Below are 21,656 nucleotides of genomic sequence, written 5' to 3'. Positions count from 1 at the left end.
CCTGGTGTGATCGCCAATGTAGCAGTTTTCGCCAATCACAATTCTACCGCCGTATTTAAATATATTGAGCATCCCCCGGATATGGGTTCCTTTGCCAACCACTATTCTTGATTTGTCGAGCGAGTTCGAAACCACCGCCTCCGGATAAAAAGTGGCCCCGAGATCGGTAATGCTTAACTGAATGTTGCGTTTTGCCTGTTTTTCATTAAGCAGGTAAATTAAATGGACAAGGTTTATTTTTTCAAAAAGGCCAAGCAATAACCGTTTTATGAATTGTTTCATTATGCTATCTTAAAAAATTTAAGCGCCCTGCGTATAACAGAACTTTTGTATTTTTTGTTAAGCCGGGCATAAACCTGTTTTAAATAAGCGACATCCAAAAGCATTTTTTTAGGATGTTTTAGCGGGAATATCATTGTGCCCAATGGTAGATCGGTAATAGCATCATCTGCCGAATGCGTATGTGTCCCATTTCCGTAGCCTATGTTTTTTACAAGATTTACGCAAGGATTAACGGCCATGCCACCGTTGATCAGAATGCTATAGAACCATTGAATATCCCAGGTATTTAATGATTTGTTAAAGGATGATTCAAACATGCCGTAATAACTACGGAACCAGTCGGTAGTACCAAGTTGAGCTTCAACCTTATCCTTTATTTGCTGCTTGGGCCAGTCTTTCATTTCTATGTCATAAAGTTTCCATGCACGTTTCCAGGTGGCCCAACCCCAGATACCGCCATGCCCCCAATGATATGATTGGGCATCTTTTTTCCAGCCATCGGTCAGTAAATTTGAACCGGATATTGACATGACCCTGTCTTCAAAACGGTATTTTGTCAACAGCTCCTCGCAAAAGGGGAAAAATGTTCTATCGGGCAGGCAGTCATCTTCTAAAATGATACCTTCGTTAACATTTTCAAAAAACCAGTTGATGGCTTCGCTAACTGCCGATTTGCAGCCGAGGTTTTTATCCCTTAATAATGTTTTAACTTCACAATCCCAGTGTATGCGCTCAATTACCGAACGTGTTTTAGCGCATAGGTCGATGTCATCGGGTTTATCAGGCCTTGGTCCGTCGGCAGCTATATACAGGTATTTAGGTTTAATTTCAGCTATAGCTTCAAAAACCATTTCTGTAAAAGCCGGGCGGTTAAATATTAAAAAAAGTATCGGTACGGAATATCCCATAAGCTTAATAGCTTGTGAAAGCCTGGGCTGTTTTTACAATTTTTAATAATTGTTTTATATGCTGGTACTGATTTTTTATCAGTTGCCTGTTAGTTAACAGCGATTTGAGCTGGCCAGATTTTTTGTAGTATGAAATTTTTTGTTCGACGTTTACAGGCCGGGATCTATTAACCTTTTGATAAAACAAGTTAACCGTTAACTTGATTAAGGATTTTGCTGCGGAAAGCAGATCGTGATTTATGATCTGTTCGATAGGCCGTTTATTATCATTAACCAGTGCAAAATAGCCATTGAGCAAAACGCTGCTGTAATTTAACCAAAATGCAACCTTTAATATATAGTCGATATTTTGCCTTTGATGGGGAACAAAGTGTTTAAATTTTAGGTTATCATCGGCGAGGATCTTATAGCCCATCAAATAATTCATCAGGCAGATCTCAACATCTTCGCCCGAAAGCAGTTTTTTACCTATCCGCCCGGTTGTTACCTGCCTCCAATTGGCGTTCTTTAGTTCAAGCAGGATACTTTTCCGGTAAACAGCCCCGGCACCGTAAACCCAATGGCTATCCGCTGCCCATGTTTGAGGGCCCCAAACCGTGGTGAATTTCAGTAGATCTTCAGTAATCAGGGCTGGTTGTTCAGCTTCTATAACTCCACATCCCCCTAATACACCAATTTGGCTATCACAGTTCATGATTTTAAAGGCACGCTCAATATAATCGTCGAAAAGCCAATTGTCATCATCGCAAAAAAGAAGGTATTCATACCGGGCATAGCTCAAGCCCATGTCTCGCGCATGGCTTAATCCTGCAATCGGTTGACTCAAAACACTGAACGGAACATTGGTCAACTTGTATTTCTCCCATTCGGCCGCAGCTGTGGTAGCTGTCCCATCTGTTGAGGCGTTATCAACGATAATAACTTCCCACTTAACAGCTGCTTGTTGTAAGGCCAGGTGTTTAATGGTTAAGGGAAGCCGTTTGCTGCTATTGTAACAGCAAACTATGACAGATATACCGGGACTCAAATTATTGATGGGGTAAAATATATAACTGCTCGTCTTTTTCCCGACTTGATTGTTTTATTGGAGCGATGTGATGTCTGCGAGCCAGCTTTCCAGTGTAATTATTTCCTTTTCGCAAACTATATTATTTTCTAACAATGCTTTATATGCATTCAGCAGATTAACCTCAATGGTATTATCCGCAGATATAACAGTAGTTACTAAATCCACTATTTTACTACAATGCTGGTACATGGGTATCTCTGATGTGAAATCATCCATATAATTATGCAGGTTTCTTTTTTGCACAACCGTGGCATTGATAAAACCAAGCTGATAACCATAAAGCCACATAATTGGCTGTGCCACTAAACCACGAAGAATATCCGTAAAGCGGAATGTTACATATGTTGGAAGATAAAGCAACGCAAATAACTCTTTCCGTATTATGGTATTTTGAGTGTTAAACGGACAAACCGTTCCACGGTTTAAAACAATGGGTGGCTTGTCATCAAAATAGCAGGGGGTATTATCTGTTAAGCGGTAAATCGCGTCTACATCAGGGTCTTCATCAGCTAAGCCCTGCCAGATTCCAACGTTACAATTCTGTCTTGAAGTAAATTTTTCAATTTGAAAATCGGTATTGATAAGGTCGAGCGGGAGCCCGCGGGGCCATATTTTTTGTTTTGTATAGTATTGGTAAATATTAACAAATCCTGCAGGCCCGTCTATCATGTCAAATTCACTCTCAAATACCGGAAAGTCCCAATTCTCCTTTGGGTAATTGTCATCATCGGTATCAATTATATATGCTGCTTTTTGCCCAATGGCCGCCAGGTAACCGAGCATTTTACGGCAATAATGGTTAAAGGGCAGCACTTTTGATAATTGATATGGTAATGTTTCCTGCCGGTCGACAGAAAGATATTCAACATTATCACAGTGCCAATCTTTGGGCGACTTTTTGTCGCCAACTACTATCAGGTGATAATCGGACAGTTTTGAAAAAGAAACGACGGCCTCTGTTGGTTCAAATATTGATGTTATTACAATTGCTTTTTTTAGGCTTTCCATTTAGAAAGTTTAATGGGATGGATGTAAAGTAAATTTTCCGGGAAATTATTTACAAGATCGGTAAGGCTATTGTTGTATTTATCGAGTATGGTATAGTCTTGAGCTGTCCACAACGGGAAACCTTTTAAGTTAAGGTCCGTTTCGGTAACGATTTCATTTGCCGATAATACTAACGAGGTAGGCAAACCAACTTCTACAAACAATTTTGTTACGGCTGTTATGCCGCAATAATGACTAAATTGTTTGATGGTATCGGCACTTATAATAAACACATCTGAATAACCACCAACCACAGGATACCGAAGATGGTGTTGTTGTTTAGTGATCAGGTTTTTTAAATAGCGCAATACTTCCCGCAGTGGCATTGTAAACCAGTCTTTCAGTGTTTTTGGGGCGTCCCAAATTTGCCTGAAATTCAAAGGCCTTACCGATAAACCAAACTTATTGAATATAGCTAAAGCGGTGTTGTAATCGGGAAGAAAGCTTTTCGCTTCAACACCACTCAATTCTATGTTATAATTAAAGCCATCGGCCACCCTTTCCCAACGCTTGTTTAGGTCGGTTTCATGCAGGTTGATAAGCTCAGGGATGAAACATGTGCCGGCTTTTAGTTTAAAAAAGCCCGCATAGTTGTTCTCATTTATTGCGGGGTTCAACAGCAGATCATCTGCAACGAAAAAATAGTGATCATATTTATCGTCAAAAAAAGAACCCAAGCTCTGGGTAACATATCCCTGAAAGTAGAATGAGTTTTCATAAACAGAAATTACATTGGATAAATCGCCGGTATAAAAAGGAACCAAATGGTAGATGTTGGTAAATCTATTATGATAAATTTTTTCTAAAACAGGTATGTTTTTATTGTACTGGTGGTTGTAAATAATTATCAAGGCAACCTTACTCATTTGGGCTAATGTGTTTAATAATTAATGTTTTGGCAACATCATAGAAAGCAATTGCTGCTTCTTGGTACTGTTTAGTACAAACCTGTTAAGCATATCATGGTTACAAGCTGTAATTTCTTTGTTTATAAGAGCCTGCTCCCGGCTGATATTTATAATCAGGGCCGTTAGTTCATCAAGCGTGTGACAGTAGGTGATTAAGTCATTGTGCTCATTTTTAAGCGACTTATCAACGTTATAAAAAATTGTCTTAAATCCGTTTTTGATACTTTCCAGACCTGAGTAGCCGGTAAATTCACCAATTGTGAAGTTGATAAAATATCCGCTTTTTATTTCGTCATTTAGTTCATTCATCGGGATAGACCTTTCTGTAAACGCGATGTTTGAAGAGACATTAAGACGGCTGGCCGTATCAAGAATGTTTTGGTAAACTTTCGGGCTATATACGGCACCTATAAATAGTATATGAACATCAGTGATCCCGTTATTTTTTAACAAGTACAATGTTTCTAACAGATCGGGAAAATAATTCTTATCATCAGAGATGCGTGATATGACGTTTAAATTAATCATTCAAAAAAAGCGGGAATAAAACCCTTTTGCATTTAAATACATCATTCTGGTAATGGCTGTCGAGTTCATTTTCCTGGTATTGATTGATGCAAACCAGCGTATCATTGGGATTATCGAAGTAACTTTCGGGATAGTTGTAAGCACCCTGTGTGGCATTGGTTACATGCCAATAAAACCGGTTACTATGATTAATGAAATCTTTTGCCCTGTAAATGTTATGCAAACCGATGACATGGACACTATCATATACACTATTGGCAAAATATTTTAACCTAAGCGACCAGTACATTGACCTTAGCATTTTTAAAGGAGCCCTGAAGTTTCGTATGGCGCTGAGCCTGGTTCGTACTACTTTTATTTTCTTTTGCTTAAATATCGGATCGTAGTATTCCCTGATGTAGTTATCAATTATAAGAACGGTTGGGGCAATGTTATTTTTCTGGGCGAAAACAGCCAATTCATAGACGAGCTTTTCGGCACCGCCTATAACCAGATGGCCATTTACAATTAAAATTTTACGCATTGCAAAGGAGGGGAGTTGTTTTCTTCGATGAACGAAATGTTACCTCTGTCGTTTAACAATTTGGGCAATTGTATGCGGGGTTTACATATGCTTTTATGCCCGGTAACTAACTTTAAAGTCAAGTTTAGGATGAATAACTCCCGGAGCTAAAGCACTGTTACTTCCCTTACTTTCATTTTCAACCTCAAACCCGATAAAGTCATCAGCACTGAATAACAGGTAACGTTGATTTTCGCCAAAAATCAACTTGAATGAATAATTGCCGGCATTCAACAGGTTAGGGGGGATAGTACACTTAACTGTATAAAACCCGGTTTTTGAATCGTTATTGGTTGATATAAGTACGCCATTATGAAATACAGGAATCTCATCGCTGTTTTTTAACTCAAATGTGGCATCGAGGTTAATGCCTGCCTTTTGATTAAAAAAGATCATCTCAAAGCTAACACCTGTCGAAATGGAAATACTGTCGCCCGTAAGCGGGCGGATAATAAATTTAAGCACCCTTATATTTTCATTTCCCGGCGCTGAGCTTACATCATCATGATGCTCAAATGTTGCCCGGGTATTATTATTGGTTTGATAAAAGCTAACGGCTTCAAGCTGGCGGTTTTCATATATCAGCTGTCCGTTGGCAAGTACAATGCCCCGGTTACATAATGTTTTCACAGCGGCCATATTGTGGCTCACAAACAAAACTGTGCGCCCTTCGCTTTTGCTCACCTGTCCCATTTTACCGAGGCATTTTTTCTGAAACTCGGCATCGCCAACTGCCAGTACTTCATCTACTATCAAAATTTCGCTTTCAAGGTGTGCGGCCACCGCAAAGGCCAACCGTACATACATTCCCGACGAGTAACGCTTAACCGGCGTATCGATGTATCTTTCAACCCCCGAAAAGCTCACGATCTCATCAAACTTTTGTTTGATCTCGGCCTTGCGCATCCCCAGTATGGCACCATTGAGATAAATATTTTCCCGCCCGCTCAGTTCCGGGTGGAAACCTGTGCCTACTTCAAGTAAACTGGCTATCCGACCTCTTAGTTTTATTGAGCCGGTAGTAGGAGAGGTAACACGGCTTAAAATTTTAAGCAGGGTACTTTTGCCTGCTCCGTTGCGACCTATAATGCCAACAGCATCGCCCTGTTCAACTTCAAAATTAATATCGTTCAAGCTCCATACCACATCACTTTCGCCTTTGATGGTACGATCATTCACTTCGCCTATTTTTAAAAAAGGATCTTCCTTACCCCGCAGACGTGCCCAAAAGCGCTCCAGGTCGCGGGAGATAGTGCCCGTACCAAAATCGCCTAGTTGGTAGGCTTTTGATAAGTTTTCAACTTTTATTGCTTTACTCATTTATACAGTATCAACAAAAGTTTTTTCAACCTTATTAAATATTACTATGCCTGTAAGCAGTATTACAATAGTGCTAACGATACTGTAAGCTAACAGCTCCCAGTTAAAGCTTCCTTTGCCTAAAAAGCCATACCTGAACGTTTCAATTATGGCCGTAATGGGGTTAAACTTAATAAGCCAGCTGTATTTAGGATATTTAGCCTGTGCCACCGATAAAGGGTATATAACCGTTGTTGCATACATTAAAAGTGGTACGCCAAAGGCCACTATAAACGCTATATCCCTGTATTTTGTGGTAACAGCCGATATGATCATACCTAAGCCTAAACCCAATGATGCTATCATGATAATGAGTAATGGCAGCAGCAAGGCTGCTATATTGGGAATAATATGTTCGCCCTTTAAGATAAATATGATGTACAGGATTATGAAAAGTAGAAACTGAACCGCGAAACGGATCAAGTTTGAAAGCACAATACTTAAGGGCATAATAAGTCTTGGAAAATATACCTTGCCAAGTATACCGGCATTATCTTTAAAAACAGTTGACGTTTTGTTCAGGCAATCGGCAAAATAGTTCCAAATGATGGTGCCGGCCAGGTAAAAAAGTGGCTTGGGCAGGCCATCAACCGGGATGCCGGCCAAATTGCCAAATATCAGGGTATAAAACAGGATAGTAATAACCGGCTGAATAAAAAACCACACCGGGCCCAAAATGGTTTGCTTATAAAAGGAAACAAAATCGCGCCGTACAAGCAATACAAGCAGGTCGCGGTAATGCCATACATCTTTAAACTTAAGGTCGAGCAAGCTGCCTTTCGCATTTATTTCGATGTCCCATTTTTCAGGATGCAAATCAGTCATTTATCAGCTGCTCAAGTTTGGTCATATAATCGTGTTCATTAAAATGATTTATACATTTCTGCTGTAAATTTTTACGGCTGTCAGCAGTTATCTGTTTTTGTATATGCCTGGTGATAGCATCATTAAGTTCCATGAGATTGTCGGGATCGATGGCTTCTCCCAGTTCGCCGTTCCGGATGGCGTCAATACTACCATCGGCATTGCCACAAATAACGGGTAAGCCGCAGGCAAGGGCTTCAATAAATACAATGCCAAAGCCCTCCTTTTTGCTTGGTAAAACAAACAGGTCGGCCAGCAGGAAATAGTCGGTAAGTTCGGCTTCATCAATAAAGCCGGTTAAAATTACCTGTTCCCTTACATCATGCGCCGCTATTAATTCTTTTATACGGATGTGTTCCTGCTCATCATATTTGCCCGAAAGTATATATTTTATTTGCGGGAATTTTGACTTAAGGCTCCCCAGAGCATTAATTACCTGGTCATACCCTTTGTATAGCTCGGTAGATGCCATGCGTGTTAACGAAAATATGATAAAATCATCGTGGTTTAAACCATAACTGCGCAACAGTTTTTGTGGCTTCGTGAAGATATTGGGCAAACGCATAAAAGGGTCAATGGCATTATTCAGGACAATGCATTTATCTGCATTCAGGTTATGCCTTTTTATCATTTGCTGTTTGGTATAATTACTTACACAAATTACGCTGTCGCAGTGTTTAAGCATTAGGCGCTTTAAAAACGAAAGTGGACGCCAAACCTCAATACCGTGTACTACAAGCCATAGCCGGCATTTAGGGTTAATCAGTTTAATTAACAGGCCAATGATAGCCAGGTTAATATGGCTTAATATAGCAACATGGGGCTTTGCGGAATGGCCAATGGTTTCTAAAACAAAACCTGCCCGGTTTATGCCAAACCCTTTGAAATTTGCAGAAGGTAAATATTGCGCCATCAGGTCATCCTGCTTATCATAAGCCGACCAAAGCTCAAAATTCCAATTGTTTTTTAAGGCAGCACGATGCAAGGAATGACCAAGTGTGCGTGTCATTTTCTGGATGCCTCCGGTAGTGCTAAATGTTTGTAAAGTAAAAAGAATTACATTTTTAGCCATCATTTTGAACCTGGTACAAGGCGAAAGCCTTTGACCAATGAATGCTGTCGTTTTTAAACTGTTTTATAGCATTTTGTGCCGCTTTCCCTTTGTAATTATCAGTATCGCTAATTAGCTGGTGCTCCTTCATCCATTTTTGTAAGGGGAATGTGAAACCCATTTTAGGCCTGTTCCAAACCTCGGGCGGAATAAGGTTGTCGAAACTTTCAATAAGAAGTTTTTTCGGCTGGCGTTTATTAAATCTGATGGCTGGTGCGATATTCCGGGCTGCACGATTAAAATCTTCATCCAAAAACGGAACTCTGACTTCAAGCCCATGGTTCATGCTCATTATGTCGGTATCCCTAAGCAATTGGTTTTGCATGTAGAAATGCGTTTCAAACCATTCTGCATGCTCGTTATTATAACCGTGTGGTGCGGGCGACAAAGCTGCGCCGAACAATACATCATTAATATGATCAATGCTTGTATCCAGTAAAGCAGAAACATCAGCCAATGAAAATAATCCACGCAAAGCCAGGTAATCAGCTACGGGATGGTTAACAGCGAGGAATGCCAATCTCTTATAATGATCAGGCAAAAAATGACCGGATATTTTTAACATCCATGATGGCAGTTTACGCAGATAGCCAAGATATTTTATGCGGTTAAATGAGGGATAACCTCCAAAAAGTTCATCGGCGCCCACACCTGATAATACGGCCTTCAAACCATCGTCATGGGCATATTTACTAATAAACCAGCTGTTAATGCCATCAGTGGTAGGCATATCCATACCACCCATAATTTGCGAAAAAACCGCTTCAAAATCTGATTGTTTTACCAGGTGTGAAAAGTTTTGGCCATTTATTTTATTGTTAATGATGTTTTGATAGCTGCGTTCATCATAACTTTTTTCATCAAAAAATATAGAAATGGTTTTAAGTTGCTCTTTTTTTTGCCGATTGGCCAGGAGTGTGAGCAGGCTTGAATCAATCCCCCCGCTTAAAAATACACCTATGGGTGCATCGGCAATTAATTGCCTTTTCACACCCAGACTAAGTGCATTGTAGATTATCCGATGCGCTTCATTTTTATCGGTTATTACACTTTGCAAACCATCAATATGATATCTGCTTAAAGTATACCCCGCGCTCCTGTGGTCCCAGCATAAAAAATGTCCTTTGGGCAAGCTGAATACATTTTTTAATGTGGTATAGGGTTCAGGAATATGGCCAAATGCCAGTAGCCTTACCGGCCAGTCCTGATCTTTTTCGATATTCAGTCCCGACTGTTTAAATGCCCGTACTTCAGATGCAAAACAAAGCTCGTTGTTTGCAGCCGAATAATATAGCGGTTTTATACCGGTGGTATCACGTACAAGGTAAGTCAGGGCTTTGCCAACATCATATAAGGCAAAAGCAAACATACCCCTGAATCTTGCAAAAGCCGCGGTGCCCCAATTAAGATAGGCCTGGAGTATAACTTCGGTATCGGTGCCTGACTTAAATTGTGCTCCTGATCTTAGCAATTCCTGTCTTAATTCGGGGTAATTGTAAATTTCGCCATTGAAGGTGATCCATGCATTTTGACCTACATCTGCCATGGGCTGATGCCCGTTGCTGCTGAGGTCAATAATTGATAACCTGCGGTGACCGAAAACAAGGCTGGCTTTTTCATCTTCAAATATGCCTTCATCATCCGGCCCCCCATGCTGTAACGCGCGGCACATTAATTTTACGCTATTCCTGATCTCGTTTTGGGATATTTTTTCAGAAACGATTCCTGCTATACGGCACATTGTTCATTAAATTTCATAGCTTCGCCCCGTAAGTTACATTGATATCTTGTAACTAATTAGTTATTAATTACTTGTGTTGCAGGGCACAAGCTGTCTATTTATTGAATTTTCGGCGCAAATAATGAAATATTATCTGTTGTCCAAAACAATTCCTTTTATTTTAAAACCGCTCAATGAGCGATGCAGCAACATTAACGATAATGGAGTAACCAATACTTTCCAGTCGTAATATCAGTTGTTTTTGCGATCTGCGTGATACAACTTCGCCTGTCATGCCCTTTAGTGCACCTGCTCTGATAATAATCTTCTCGCCCGGCTGCAGGTCTTCCTCTGTTACCTCCAGTTCATATGGACTTGCCATGAGTAATTTAAGTTCATGGATCTGCTTATCAGGCATAACTGCAGGCTTGCCCGAAAAATAAAGGAACCGCGCAATACCTTTGGTCATTAACACTTCGGCCTGCTCTTGTTCGGCAATATTTACAAACAGGTATGATTTTAACAATGGTTCCTCAACCCATTTTCTGCGGTCGCTCCATTGTTTAAGCTGACGGTGCAGTGGCAGGTAAACATTAATGCCTTTGCTCACTAATGCATCATATGCCTTTTTTTCGGCTCGTGGGTTGGTGTAAACCGGATACCATTTGTTTACTGCCATATTGATTTTAGTAACAATCTTTTTAAATAAACAAGCTTATTTAAACCATCGTTTTAAATTCCACCATTTTTTCTTTTCATCATCAAGATAATAGCCCGAACCTTCGTAGCCGCTGTAATCTGAATAATAGTAATATCGTGTGCCTGTATTTTCGCCGGTAAATTTGGTAGTGTAATATCTTGAATGCAGCAAATCTTCTTCGAATGCATTTAAAATTATCACGGTATTATCGAGGTGATATTCCTGCGCTATGCGCTGTGGCACAGTTGCGGCATAATATTTTGATTTGCCCGACCGGATCACAAAAACATTGATGTCACTTATCCTGATAAGCGGTATAGCATCTGATACCAGTCCGATCGGAGCGGTATCAATCATCACTATATCATACATCGTTTTAAGTGTTTCAATTAAAGCGTTCATCCTTTTGCTGTGTAGTAGCTCTGATGGGTTAGGCGGTACGGGCCCCGACACTATAAAATCAAGGTTTTCCTGTTCAGAGTGATGAATGATATCATCAATTTCAGTTTGGTGTGCAAGGTAATTGGTCAAGCCAATATCATTGGCCACATGAAAAGTTTTATGCAGCCTTGAACGACGTAAATCGGCTCCTATTAATATTACTTTTTTATCAATAAGTGAAAGTGTGCTTGACAAATTTACGGCAACAAATGATTTGCCTTCGCCGGCTACTTCCGAGGTTATACAAATAACTTTGCTTGCTTTTTCTGACGAAAGGAAGCTAAGATTAGTACGTACAGAACGGACCGATTCGGCAAAAATTGATTTGGGTTTGCTGATAGCAAGGATTTGTTCGCTGCTTTCGTCAAGGGCATACGGAAATTTTCGGATAACGCCCAGGATAGGTATGCTGGTTAGACTTTCAATGGTTTCCTTATCATAAATATAGGGGTTTAATATCCTGATGAGAATGATAAGCCCCAGGCCTATAGCCAGACCTAATATAGTAGCAGTACGGTGGATATTATGTTCATTGGGCGAAACTGGATTAAAGTTTGGCTGAGCCAGCTCAATAATAGTTGCACCAGGCAAAATCCCGGCACGGCTGATCTGCGCTTCCAGTTTTTTTTCGGACAGAAAAGAGTATACCTTATCATTAATATCAAAATCACGCTGCAGGCTCACCATATCACGCTGGGCGGCAGGCAATGCCGCTATAGTTGAGTTAACCTGGCCAAGTTGATTATCAAGATATTGAATGTTTTTTTCAATGCCAGCCCGGATCTGTTTTATATTGTTTAAAGCGGTGTTTTTAATTTGGATAATGCTTTGGTTAATGTTTTGAATAGGCTGCGAATCGGCATTATAGGTAGTTAATAAACTTGCCCGTTCCGTAATCAGGTTGTCCAGGCGGCTTACCATAACTTCTAACGATGGTAGATTAGCGCTGCCTACATTAAAGTTTAAAGTTACATTGTTTTTTTCCTTGGCTATTTCGCTGCTAAGCTGGTCGAGTGCTATTAATTGTATTTTTAGTAACGATTTGTTTGATTCAAGCTCGGTTGCCTTGGTTACAGAAGTAGTTGATGCGGATGTAACGTCAAGGATCTTGGATTTTTTCCTGTATTTTTCTATCGAGTTTTCAGAGCCTTTTACTTCAGTCGACAGATAATCCAGCTGACTGTCAATAAAATCGATCATTTGTGAAGCTGACTGCGCCTTTTGGTTCCGGTCAAAAATCACATAATTGTTCATGATCGCATTAAGTACATCCGCTGCAAACTGCGGATTGGAATCTGTTTGCTGAATGGCAATTATATTTGAGTTTTTTGCTGTTTCGCCAGCATATAAATTACCCTGTACCCGGCCGATAAAATCTTCGGGGATATTGAACTTAAATAAATAAATTGTTTTGGATGGAATTAACCCCGGGTATTTAATTCTGAAACTGGTATTGCCAATGGTTACAATATCGCCGTATTTGTAGTTGTTTTGAATCTCCTTACCGTTTATGCTATAGGTAAGATTGAAGTTTTGAGCACTTATCGGCTTAAAAGTTATCAGGCTATGGAAAAAATTAAGGCTATCAAACTTTACCAGAGTAATACCGAGAGGCTTTTGCGGATAGGTTTCGGAGGTACGTACCCTGCCCGAGATATAAAAGCTGATACGATAGTCGAGGTCTTTTATTGCTGTTAGGATGAGGGTACGGCTGGTTAATACTGAAGTTATACTCTGAATTTTTGACGGGCCGCGTTCGGGCGTGGTCATTACACTGATAATGTCAGAAATCTCTGATTTTTTTTCTTCTACCTTAAGCGTCCCCCCGGTAGCATATGTTTTAGGTGTATACCATAAATAAGTGTACGAGATAGCTGATGTAATAACAACGGATGCCAATATCCAGTACCAGCGGCTGAGTAGTATTTTGCCGATCTTAAAATAGTCAATTTCCTGGTTGGGCAGCTTTCTTTGTACTTTTTCTAACTCTTCCATTTACCGATGAGAAAGCGTAAAAATAATTAAAGCAGTATTAAGCAACAGTAAAACCGGCTGCGTTATTACCGAAAGGTTTTGCAATTTATCATTGCGTATGGTGCGCTTGTTTTGTGCTATATAAATAACATCTCCACTTTGAAGTATAGCACGGGGATCATTTATTGATTGGATATCCCGCAGGTTAATTTCAGTAACCTGGGGATTTTTTTGATCGCCTCTTATTATTTTTACATTTGCTTCATTAGCCTTATCTGTCAGGCCTCCTGCTTCTCCAATCATTTCAACTAAAGTGGTCCTGTCTTTTGTTAACGTATAATTTCCCTGCCCTTTTATTTCGCCAAGCATGGTAACCTTTAGGTTAATTATCTTTAGTTCAATGATGGGGTCTTTCAACAGGTTTGTACGGTAAAGCCCCTCAATTTGTTTTGCTGCTTCTGGCCTGGTAAGGCCTGCAACTTTTACATGGCCGATAACAGGCAGCGCAACAGTGCCGTCGTCTTCAACCTGGAACGTTTGTCCGGCAGTGCCTCCTCCTCCCCCTCCTCCCGCATTAGTGGAAGGCGCTTCATCTACTATATATTTTATGCTTTGCAGGTTCCTGATCTGTAATATATCCTGTGCTTTAATGCGGTACGGGCTTATTGCGACATCGCTTGCTTTTGATATGGTATCAGTAACATTATTCTTTTGTTCAAAAAGATATTGATATTGTTTGCTTGAGCAGGAGGTTAACAAAAAAAGTATCCCAGTAATTAAGCAGATAAATGTATAGTTGCGCATGTTCAGCTATAAAGTTCCAAGTTATATTTAATATAATTAGGCTTCAAAGTCAAAATTACATAATTTCGAGGTATTAATACGTTGTATTTTTCCCAAAGTTGCAAGGTTGAAGATCTCGGTTATCACTGTTGTTTACAATGCCCAGGATACTATTAAAAGATGTATCGAATCTGTTATCGGCCAGAATTACAACAACATTGAGTATATTATAATTGATGGCGGCTCAACAGATAATTCCCTGCAAATAATTAACCAATATAAATCGCACATCAAAGTTTTGATATCTGAGCCTGACCAGGGCATTTATGATGCAATTAATAAGGGGATCCGTTTAGCAACAGGCGAAATAATAGGTATACTTAACGCCGATGATTTTTTTGCAGACCTGGAAGTTTTATCAGCAGTGGCACAGGCTTTTTCAAACAGTGATACAGAAATCATTTACGGAAACCTTGATTATATAAATTCTGCAGGTAAAATCACCCGTAAATGGAAAAGTCACAAATGTGGAAAAAATTCCTTTAACCGTGGTTTTATGCCCCCACACCCTACCTTTTACTGTAGGCGCTATTTGTTTGAAAAACACGGCTTTTACAGTCTTGAATACGGTTCTGCAGGCGATTATGAATTAATGGCGAGGTTTCTGCATAAATGGCAGGTAAGGAGCTTTTATCTTAACAAAGTTATGGTTAAAATGCAGGTAGGGGGTATAAGCAACAGCAATTTAATGAACAGGTTTAAGGCGTGGTCATTTGATTTGAAAGCGATGCGTAAAAATAATGTGTTTTTACCCGTTTTGGCAATTGTGCTGAAGCCCCTTAGGAAAATTTCACAATTTCTTTAATCTTTAGTTAACCTTTTGTGTTTCCTGTCGTATAAGTATTTATAAATGAATAAGCCGGTCACTAACACATTTATAGCATATGCTTGAATTTCTACGCTCTTATCATTTTGTTTATAATGTGCTAATAGTTGTATTTTCAACACTTATTACATTATTATGTATCCCTTCAATATTACATGTTGCGCGTGCCCGCCATTTATATGATGATGTTGGCCATTTCAGGAAACAACATGATCATGGTATTCCCCGCTTAGGAGGTGTTGCTATTTTTGTAAGCTTTACTATTACAGTTTTGTTATTCAGTATTATCGACAAATCGTTGCCGATTAGTTACCTGCTTACCGCATGTATTATTTTGTTTGCAATGGGGCTGAAGGATGATCTTTCGGGGGTTAATTCAAGTACCAAATTCATGATCCAGTTTGTGGTTGCCGCCATACTTGTTATCCCCGGAGATATCCGGATCAGCAGCATGTATGGGGTGTTTGATATTGCATCGCTGCCATATATCCCCAGTGTAATATTGTCAATACTTGTTATTATGCTTATCATCAATTCTTTTAACCTTATTGACGGTATTGATGGGTTGGCTGCAACTACAGGGATTATTGCCAACAGCGCTTTTGCGGCGCTTTTTATTTATATGAACCAGTACGAGCTTGCAGCAATTTCACTTGCCATGGTTGGGGCGGTGGTTGGTTTTTTGCGTTTTAACGTAACTCCTGCTAAAATATTTATGGGCGATACCGGCGCCCTACTCATTGGCCTGGTATCGGCAGTAATGGCTATTAAATTTATTGAGTTAAGTAAAGTTTCGACGGTCAAACTGCCTTTCATATATACAGCACCGGCATTAATCGTAGCGATACTTATAGGTCCTGTTTTTGACACGCTAAGGGTTTTTACTATCCGGATCTTAAACAAAAAATCCCCTTTTGATGCAGACCGCAACCATATCCACCACCGTATGTTAAAAATGGGTTTAACGCATCTGCAAACTACTTTTGTTTTAGGGTGCCTGAACCTTGTTTCGATAGTAATGGTGCTGGTATTTAATAATTTAAATAACTCCTGGCTTATTGTTCTTATATTTTTATTGTCGATATCCTTTAACGGGATGATCACTTATTTTATCCGTTCAAAAAAAGGCGAAGCCCTGGTAGTCCGGAATTTTAGCGACTAATAACCAATTGTAACCTGCAAGTAGTAATACCGTAAATAAGCAAATTAACCATCCATCTTCATTAACTTTGATGCTTTATTTATCAGCATACCATGAAGATAGCTATAAACGGGTTTGGTCGCATTGGCCGCATATTTTTAAGGAATATTTTATTACATCCCGAAATACGGGTGGTAGCTATAAATGATCTTACCGATACGCAAACCCTCGCGCATTTATTTAAGTATGACTCTGTTCATCGAGGGTTTAAGGGTACGGTGAGTTTTGATGATAACAATCTTGTTATTAACGGTAACTGTATACGGATATTTGCCGAGCGCGACCCTTTTAACCTGCCCTGGAAGGCTCTGGATATTGATGTCGTAATAGAATCAACCGGTAAATTTACTTCCAAACAGGGTGCTGAGGCTCATTTAACCGCCGGGGCACGGCAGGTTATCATATCTGCACCATCAACCGATAAAAATGTACCAACTGTAGTGCTTGGCGTAAACGACCAGGAGGTTGACCTACAATCTCCTGTGCTGTCAAACGCATCATGTACAACTAATAATGTTGCCGCAATGGTAAAAATATTAGATGAAAACTGGGGCATCATTGATGGTTACATTACCACCGTGCACTCCATGACCGGCGATCAAAGCCTGCATGACGCACCTCATAAAGATCTAAGGCGGGCAAGGGCCGCATCAGCTTCTATTATACCCACCACTACGGGTGCTGCTAAAGCAATAACAGCTATATTCCCTCATTTGGACGGCCGTTTGGGCGGAGCAGGGATTCGTGTACCGGTACTTAACGGTTCATTAACTGATTTTACCTGCAGCCTCAAAAAGCAGCCAACCATAACTCAAATTAATGAAGCATTTAAACAAGCTGCAAACGGGCCAATGAGAAATGTATTGGAATATACGGAAGATCCTATCGTATCAACTGACATATTGGATAATCACCACAGCTGTATCTTTGATGCCCAACTAACGTCAATAGTGGGCGGCCTTGTGAAAGTTGTTGGCTGGTATGATAATGAAATGGGCTACAGCAGCCGGCTGGCCGATTTGGTGATACGAATAGCCGAACTAAAAAACAGGCTGCCTAAACAGTAGCATAAGTTATTTTCTGTATAATTTTGAGTAGCGCCCGGTATACGCGAAATAAGCGTTGCTGCTTTAATTTAATGGAATTAAAATTTCCTGTTCCATGAATTTTTTCAATTTTGCTGCATGATCAGGTTTATAAAAGTTGATGGACTGCTACATGTGCGTAATGAGGTACTGCGCGAAGGCAAGCTCACTCTTGACGAATGCCGTTTCCCGTCAGATGATAATGAAGGCAATTTTCACCTTGGCTATTTTGTTAATGATGAACTGGCTTGTATTGCTTCGTTTCACCCGCAAAGTTATGGCGAATTTAACGGTACAGGATACCAGCTCAGGGGTATGGCCACTATCGAAAAATATAGAGGGCAGGGCTTCGGCAATCAGTTGGTTAACTTTGCTTTGGTATACCTGCGCGGCCAAATGGCAGATTACTTGTGGTGCAATGCCCGTAAAAAAGCAGTGCACTTTTATAACAGCCTTGGTTTTGAGGTCGTTTCGACCGAATTTGAGGTGCTGGGCATTGGTCCTCATTATGTAATGTATGTTAAAATAAGATGAAATTTTGGCCGATTAAAACAGCTTTTTTCGTTTTTCGTTCAGTATTTTGAATTAAAATGCCCAATTTGCGCCCGTTCATAACAAATGACCCTTTAATAGATATGAAAACAGTAGATCAAATTAGTTTTGCAGGTAAAAAAGCCCTCATCAGGGTTGATTTTAACGTGCCTCTTGACGAGAATTACAATATTACCGACGATAACCGTATGACGGCAGCTTTGCCAACCATAAAAAAAATATTGAAAGATGGTGGCAAAGTTATCCTGATGTCGCACCTTGGCAGGCCGAAAGATGGTCCTACAGAAAAATATTCATTAAAACATATCGTATCTCATTTGTCTGATCTGCTTGGTCAGCAGGTTCAGTTTGCTGATGATTGCATTGGTGAGCAAGCTGTTGAAAAAGCAAAAGCGCTTGGTAACGGCGAGGTTTTATTATTAGAGAACCTGCGTTTTTATAAAGAAGAAGAAAAAGGTGATGTTGCCTTTGCAGAAAAGCTTTCGAAATTAGGTGATGTATACGTGAACGATGCTTTTGGTACCGCTCACCGCGCGCACGCTTCAACTGCTATCATCGCTCAGTTTTTTCCTGATGCCAAATATTTTGGTTACCTGATGGCAGCCGAATTAAACAACGCCGAAAAGATCCTGAATAACGCACCAAAGCCTTTCACAGCTATTATGGGAGGTTCAAAAGTATCGGATAAAATTGAGCTTATCGAAAAACTGCTGGAAAAAGTAGATAACCTGATTATTGGTGGTGGTATGGCTTATACATTTGCTAAAGCTGATGGTGGTAACATTGGTACCTCACTGGTTGAGATGGACAAGCTTGATCTGGCAATCAGCCTAAGACAAAAAGCTAAAGAAAAAGGTGTAAACCTGTTATTGCCTTTAGATAACATCATTGCCGATGCATTTTCAAATGATGCTAACACTGATGTTGCCAAAACCGGTGAAATAAAAGACAACTGGATGGGCCTTGATATTGGCCCTGAAACTGTTGCTTTATTCAGCAAAGTAGTTGAAGAATCAAAAACCATTTTATGGAACGGGCCGATGGGCGTATTTGAAATGGAGAAATTTTTAGGCGGAACCAAAGCAATTGCTGAAGCTGTAGCTAAAGCGACAGAAAACGGAGCTTTCTCGCTGATTGGTGGTGGCGACTCTGCTGCGGCTGTAGCTAAATTTGGCATGACCGATGAGGTAAGCTACGTATCAACCGGTGGTGGTGCTTTGCTTGAATATATGGAAGGTAAAGAATTGCCAGGTGTAAAAGCAATCAACGACTAATAAGAACTAAAACAAACAAAAAAAGCTCCGGTGATGGAGCTTTTTTTGTTTAAAACCGTTGCCGGTCAATTTATTCCCTGATAATTATCTTAACTTCAAATTGAGTTTTGCATTGTTGTTTAAGCCAATTATGAAATATGATCAACATTAATTCGGGAGGAGAGGCTCAACACACGTTTGACGCCATTGTGATTGGATCGGGTATCAGCGGCGGATGGGCTGCCAAAGAGATGTGCGAAAAAGGGCTGAAAACATTGGTACTGGAACGTGGCCGGAATGTTACACATTTGAGGGACTATCCAACAGCTACTAAAAATCCCTGGGATTTCCCTCATCGCGGGCATTTACCTGAAGCTATAAAAAATGAAAATCCGATAGCTGAAAAGTGTTACGCATTTAGCGAGGCTACAACTCATTTTTTTGTTAAAGATAAAGAACACCCGTATGTTCAGGAAAAGCCGTTCGACTGGATTCGCGGGTACCAGGTGGGAGGGAAATCATTGCTGTGGGCCAGGCAAACCCAGCGCTGGAGCAAGTTTGATTTTGAGGGCCCGGCAAGAGATGGCTTTGCTACAGCATGGCCTATAAGTTACAACGATATTGCACCATGGTATAGTCATGTAGAGTTATTTGCCGGCATTGCCGGTAACAAGGATGGATTGGAAACGCTGCCGGATGGCGAGTTTTTACCGCCATGGGAAATGAATGTGGTTGAAAAGCAGATTCAAAAAAGAATAATGGATGCATACCATGACAGGCATGTTGTTATTGGCAGGTGCGCGCATTTAACCAAACCGCAACCAGTTCATTTACAACAGGGCCGGGGGCAATGCCAGGCCAGGAGTTTATGTGAGCGCGGTTGTCCGTTTGGGGGTTACTTTAGCTCTAATTCATCAACCTTGCCGTGGGCGGCCAAAACGGGTAATCTTACCCTCCGGCCCGATGCCGTAGTACATTCAATTATTTACGACGAACAAAAAGGAAAGGCGACAGGCGTTAGGGTAATAGATGCACACACTAAATCGGTTACCGAATATTATGCCCGTATTATTTTTGTAAACGCAGCTACGTTAAACTCTAACCTTATTTTACTCAATTCAAAATCAGGCAGGTTTCCAAACGGTTTAGGAAACGATAATGATTTGCTTGGCAGGTATATTGCTTTTCATAATTATCGCGGATCGTTAACGGCAACCATTGATGGTTACCTGGATACCTATTACTATGGCCGGAGGCCGGCTGCGGTGATGATGCCAAATTTTAGAAACGTTTATAAACAGGAAACCGACTTTTTAAGAGGGTATATGACGTTTTATAGTGCTACAAGGAGCAGTTGGGGGCATGCTGTTGATGGCGATCAGATTGGGGCTAACTATAAGGAAAATATCTCTGAACCAGGCAACTGGAATGTATATATGATGATGCAGGGCGAAACCATCCCCAAGGCCGAAAACAAGGTGAGCCTGAGTAAAGACCGAACAGATGAATGGGGAATACCATTATTATCCGTTTCTGTAGATTATGATGATAACGATGTAAAATCCCTGAACGATTTTTTGCAGCAGGGTGCCGAGATGCTTAATAAGGCGGGATGTAAAAACATCGTCCCTAACGATAGCAAGCAGGCGCCTGGTTTAGATATCCACGAGGTGGGAGGAGTGAGGATGGGAACCGATCCTAAAAACTCATTGCTAAATAAATGGAACCAATTGCATGCATGCCCCAATGTATTTGTAACCGATGGGGCTTGTATGACATCTACCGGTACTCAAAACCCATCTTTAACTTTCATGGCACTAACTGCAAGGGCAGCAAATTACGCGGCAGATGAATTGCGGAAAAACAATATATGATTTTGCTTCGATTGGTTTCGAAAATGATAATTTAAAGGAACTGTTTGCAACCGCAAAGTCAAACGATTAATGAATCGTATCGTAACTGTGTTGAAATCAACTAACGTACTTATCCATCCAATTAATAAAGCAGATCGTGATAAGCTTAGGGAAATCTACCTGCTTTGTCGCATACAGGCATTTCATTGGATGGACAGCAATTTGTTTACATTAAATGATTTTGATGCTCATACGCACGATGAGGATATATGGGTAGCAACCTTTGATAATGAGATTGTTGGGTTTATAGCTGTATGGCCTCCTGATGCTTTTGTTCATCATTTATATGTGCACATTGCATTACAGAGGAAAAGGCATCGGAAAAGCCCTGTTGGCTTTGGCTGCTCAAAATTATCCCTCTCCGCTTAGGTTAAAGTGTCTTGTTAAAAATGAAGCGGCGTTTCAGTTTTATCAAGCATTGGGTTGGGAAATTATGGAAGAAGGCAGTGATGCTTTAGGTGATTATTTTTTAATGAAGAATGAATAAGAGCGGGCGGGACATCAAGAATA

At 40.3% G+C, this 21,656-nt stretch carries 21 protein-coding genes; 8 read left to right on the top strand and 13 right to left on the bottom strand.

What is annotated here, in order from left to right; all coding sequences use genetic code 11:
- Positions 1 to 281: 281 nt before the first annotated feature.
- The 13 genes from BLP33_RS14835 to BLP33_RS14775 all read right to left on the bottom strand — a co-directional run bounded on the left by BLP33_RS14835 (position 282) and on the right by BLP33_RS14775 (position 14,232).
- Positions 282 to 1,190 carry a hypothetical protein gene (locus tag BLP33_RS14835; protein ID WP_090529975.1) on the bottom strand — a complete coding sequence of 303 codons (909 nt, stop codon included), beginning with the start codon at positions 1,188 to 1,190 and terminating at the stop codon, positions 282 to 284.
- Positions 1,191 to 1,194: 4 nt separating this feature from the next.
- Positions 1,195 to 2,217, bottom strand: coding sequence for a glycosyltransferase family A protein (locus BLP33_RS14830; RefSeq protein WP_175490023.1), 1,023 nt, complete (start codon positions 2,215 to 2,217; stop codon positions 1,195 to 1,197).
- A gap of 54 nt (positions 2,218 to 2,271) precedes the next feature.
- The gene (locus BLP33_RS14825; protein ID WP_090529968.1) at positions 2,272 to 3,267 is read right to left on the bottom strand and encodes an STELLO glycosyltransferase family protein; all 996 of its coding nucleotides are present in this window, start codon (positions 3,265 to 3,267) and stop codon (positions 2,272 to 2,274) included.
- Positions 3,255 to 4,172, bottom strand: a complete 918-nt coding sequence (locus BLP33_RS14820) for a hypothetical protein (protein WP_090529965.1) — start codon at positions 4,170 to 4,172, stop codon at positions 3,255 to 3,257. Before BLP33_RS14820 ends, BLP33_RS14825 begins: the two co-directional genes overlap by 13 nt.
- A gap of 21 nt (positions 4,173 to 4,193) precedes the next feature.
- A complete protein-coding gene (locus BLP33_RS14815; RefSeq protein WP_090529962.1) occupies positions 4,194 to 4,742 on the bottom strand; it encodes a hypothetical protein in 549 nt (182 codons plus the stop codon).
- A complete protein-coding gene (locus BLP33_RS14810; RefSeq protein ID WP_090529960.1) occupies positions 4,735 to 5,265 on the bottom strand; it encodes a glycosyltransferase family protein in 531 nt (176 codons plus the stop codon). Before BLP33_RS14810 ends, BLP33_RS14815 begins: the two co-directional genes overlap by 8 nt.
- Positions 5,266 to 5,358: 93 nt before the next feature.
- Positions 5,359 to 6,624 (bottom strand): ABC transporter ATP-binding protein, encoded by a 1,266-nt coding sequence (locus BLP33_RS14805; protein WP_090529958.1) that lies wholly within the window; start codon positions 6,622 to 6,624, stop codon positions 5,359 to 5,361.
- Positions 6,625 to 7,488 (bottom strand): ABC transporter permease, encoded by an 864-nt coding sequence (locus BLP33_RS14800; protein ID WP_090529955.1) that lies wholly within the window; start codon positions 7,486 to 7,488, stop codon positions 6,625 to 6,627. It lies immediately after the preceding gene.
- On the bottom strand, positions 7,481 to 8,602 hold the full coding sequence (locus BLP33_RS14795) for a glycosyltransferase family 4 protein (protein WP_090529952.1): 1,122 nt from the start codon (positions 8,600 to 8,602) through the stop codon (positions 7,481 to 7,483). The genes BLP33_RS14800 and BLP33_RS14795 overlap by 8 nt, the downstream gene beginning before the upstream one ends.
- Entirely contained in the window at positions 8,592 to 10,379 is a 1,788-nt protein-coding gene (asnB, locus tag BLP33_RS14790; RefSeq protein ID WP_090529950.1) for an asparagine synthase (glutamine-hydrolyzing), read from the bottom strand. Before asnB ends, BLP33_RS14795 begins: the two co-directional genes overlap by 11 nt.
- A gap of 160 nt (positions 10,380 to 10,539) precedes the next feature.
- Positions 10,540 to 11,037 (bottom strand): UpxY family transcription antiterminator, encoded by a 498-nt coding sequence (locus BLP33_RS14785; RefSeq protein ID WP_090529947.1) that lies wholly within the window; start codon positions 11,035 to 11,037, stop codon positions 10,540 to 10,542.
- Positions 11,038 to 11,073: 36 nt separating this feature from the next.
- Positions 11,074 to 13,494 carry a GumC family protein gene (locus BLP33_RS14780; protein ID WP_090529945.1) on the bottom strand — a complete coding sequence of 807 codons (2,421 nt, stop codon included), beginning with the start codon at positions 13,492 to 13,494 and terminating at the stop codon, positions 11,074 to 11,076.
- Positions 13,495 to 14,232: a polysaccharide biosynthesis/export family protein gene (locus BLP33_RS14775; protein WP_175490022.1), complete on the bottom strand. Its 738-nt coding sequence runs from the start codon at positions 14,230 to 14,232 to the stop codon at positions 13,495 to 13,497.
- Between the two features lie 151 nt (positions 14,233 to 14,383).
- Here BLP33_RS14775 and BLP33_RS14770 point away from each other — a divergent pair, with 151 nt between their 5' ends.
- From BLP33_RS14770 to BLP33_RS14740, 8 genes are all read left to right on the top strand, one after another.
- On the top strand, positions 14,384 to 15,121 hold the full coding sequence (locus BLP33_RS14770) for a glycosyltransferase family 2 protein (RefSeq protein ID WP_090529938.1): 738 nt from the start codon (positions 14,384 to 14,386) through the stop codon (positions 15,119 to 15,121).
- A 79-nt stretch (positions 15,122 to 15,200) separates the two neighbouring features.
- Positions 15,201 to 16,304, top strand: coding sequence for an MraY family glycosyltransferase (locus tag BLP33_RS14765; protein WP_090529935.1), 1,104 nt, complete (start codon positions 15,201 to 15,203; stop codon positions 16,302 to 16,304).
- 92 nt (positions 16,305 to 16,396) lie between these two features.
- Positions 16,397 to 17,410, top strand: coding sequence for a type I glyceraldehyde-3-phosphate dehydrogenase (gene gap, locus BLP33_RS14760; protein WP_090529932.1), 1,014 nt, complete (start codon positions 16,397 to 16,399; stop codon positions 17,408 to 17,410).
- Positions 17,411 to 17,527: 117 nt separating this feature from the next.
- The gene (locus BLP33_RS14755) at positions 17,528 to 17,962 is read left to right on the top strand and encodes a GNAT family N-acetyltransferase (RefSeq protein WP_090529930.1); all 435 of its coding nucleotides are present in this window, start codon (positions 17,528 to 17,530) and stop codon (positions 17,960 to 17,962) included.
- A 101-nt stretch (positions 17,963 to 18,063) separates the two neighbouring features.
- A complete protein-coding gene (gene pgk / locus BLP33_RS14750) occupies positions 18,064 to 19,254 on the top strand; it encodes a phosphoglycerate kinase (protein WP_090531276.1) in 1,191 nt (396 codons plus the stop codon).
- A 137-nt stretch (positions 19,255 to 19,391) separates the two neighbouring features.
- Positions 19,392 to 21,107, top strand: a complete 1,716-nt coding sequence (locus BLP33_RS14745; protein WP_090529927.1) for a GMC oxidoreductase — start codon at positions 19,392 to 19,394, stop codon at positions 21,105 to 21,107.
- 69 nt (positions 21,108 to 21,176) lie between these two features.
- Positions 21,177 to 21,515: a GNAT family N-acetyltransferase gene (locus tag BLP33_RS27860; protein WP_139159999.1), complete on the top strand. Its 339-nt coding sequence runs from the start codon at positions 21,177 to 21,179 to the stop codon at positions 21,513 to 21,515.
- Positions 21,412 to 21,633 (top strand): GNAT family N-acetyltransferase, encoded by a 222-nt coding sequence (locus BLP33_RS14740; RefSeq protein WP_090529924.1) that lies wholly within the window; start codon positions 21,412 to 21,414, stop codon positions 21,631 to 21,633. Before BLP33_RS27860 ends, BLP33_RS14740 begins: the two co-directional genes overlap by 104 nt.
- The last annotated feature ends 23 nt before the right edge of the window (positions 21,634 to 21,656 follow it).

It is taken from the genome of Mucilaginibacter sp. NFR10 (genome assembly GCF_900100445.1).
Lineage (GTDB): Bacteria > Bacteroidota > Bacteroidia > Sphingobacteriales > Sphingobacteriaceae > Mucilaginibacter > Mucilaginibacter rubeus.
This window is presented reverse-complemented; position numbering and strand designations above follow the sequence as displayed.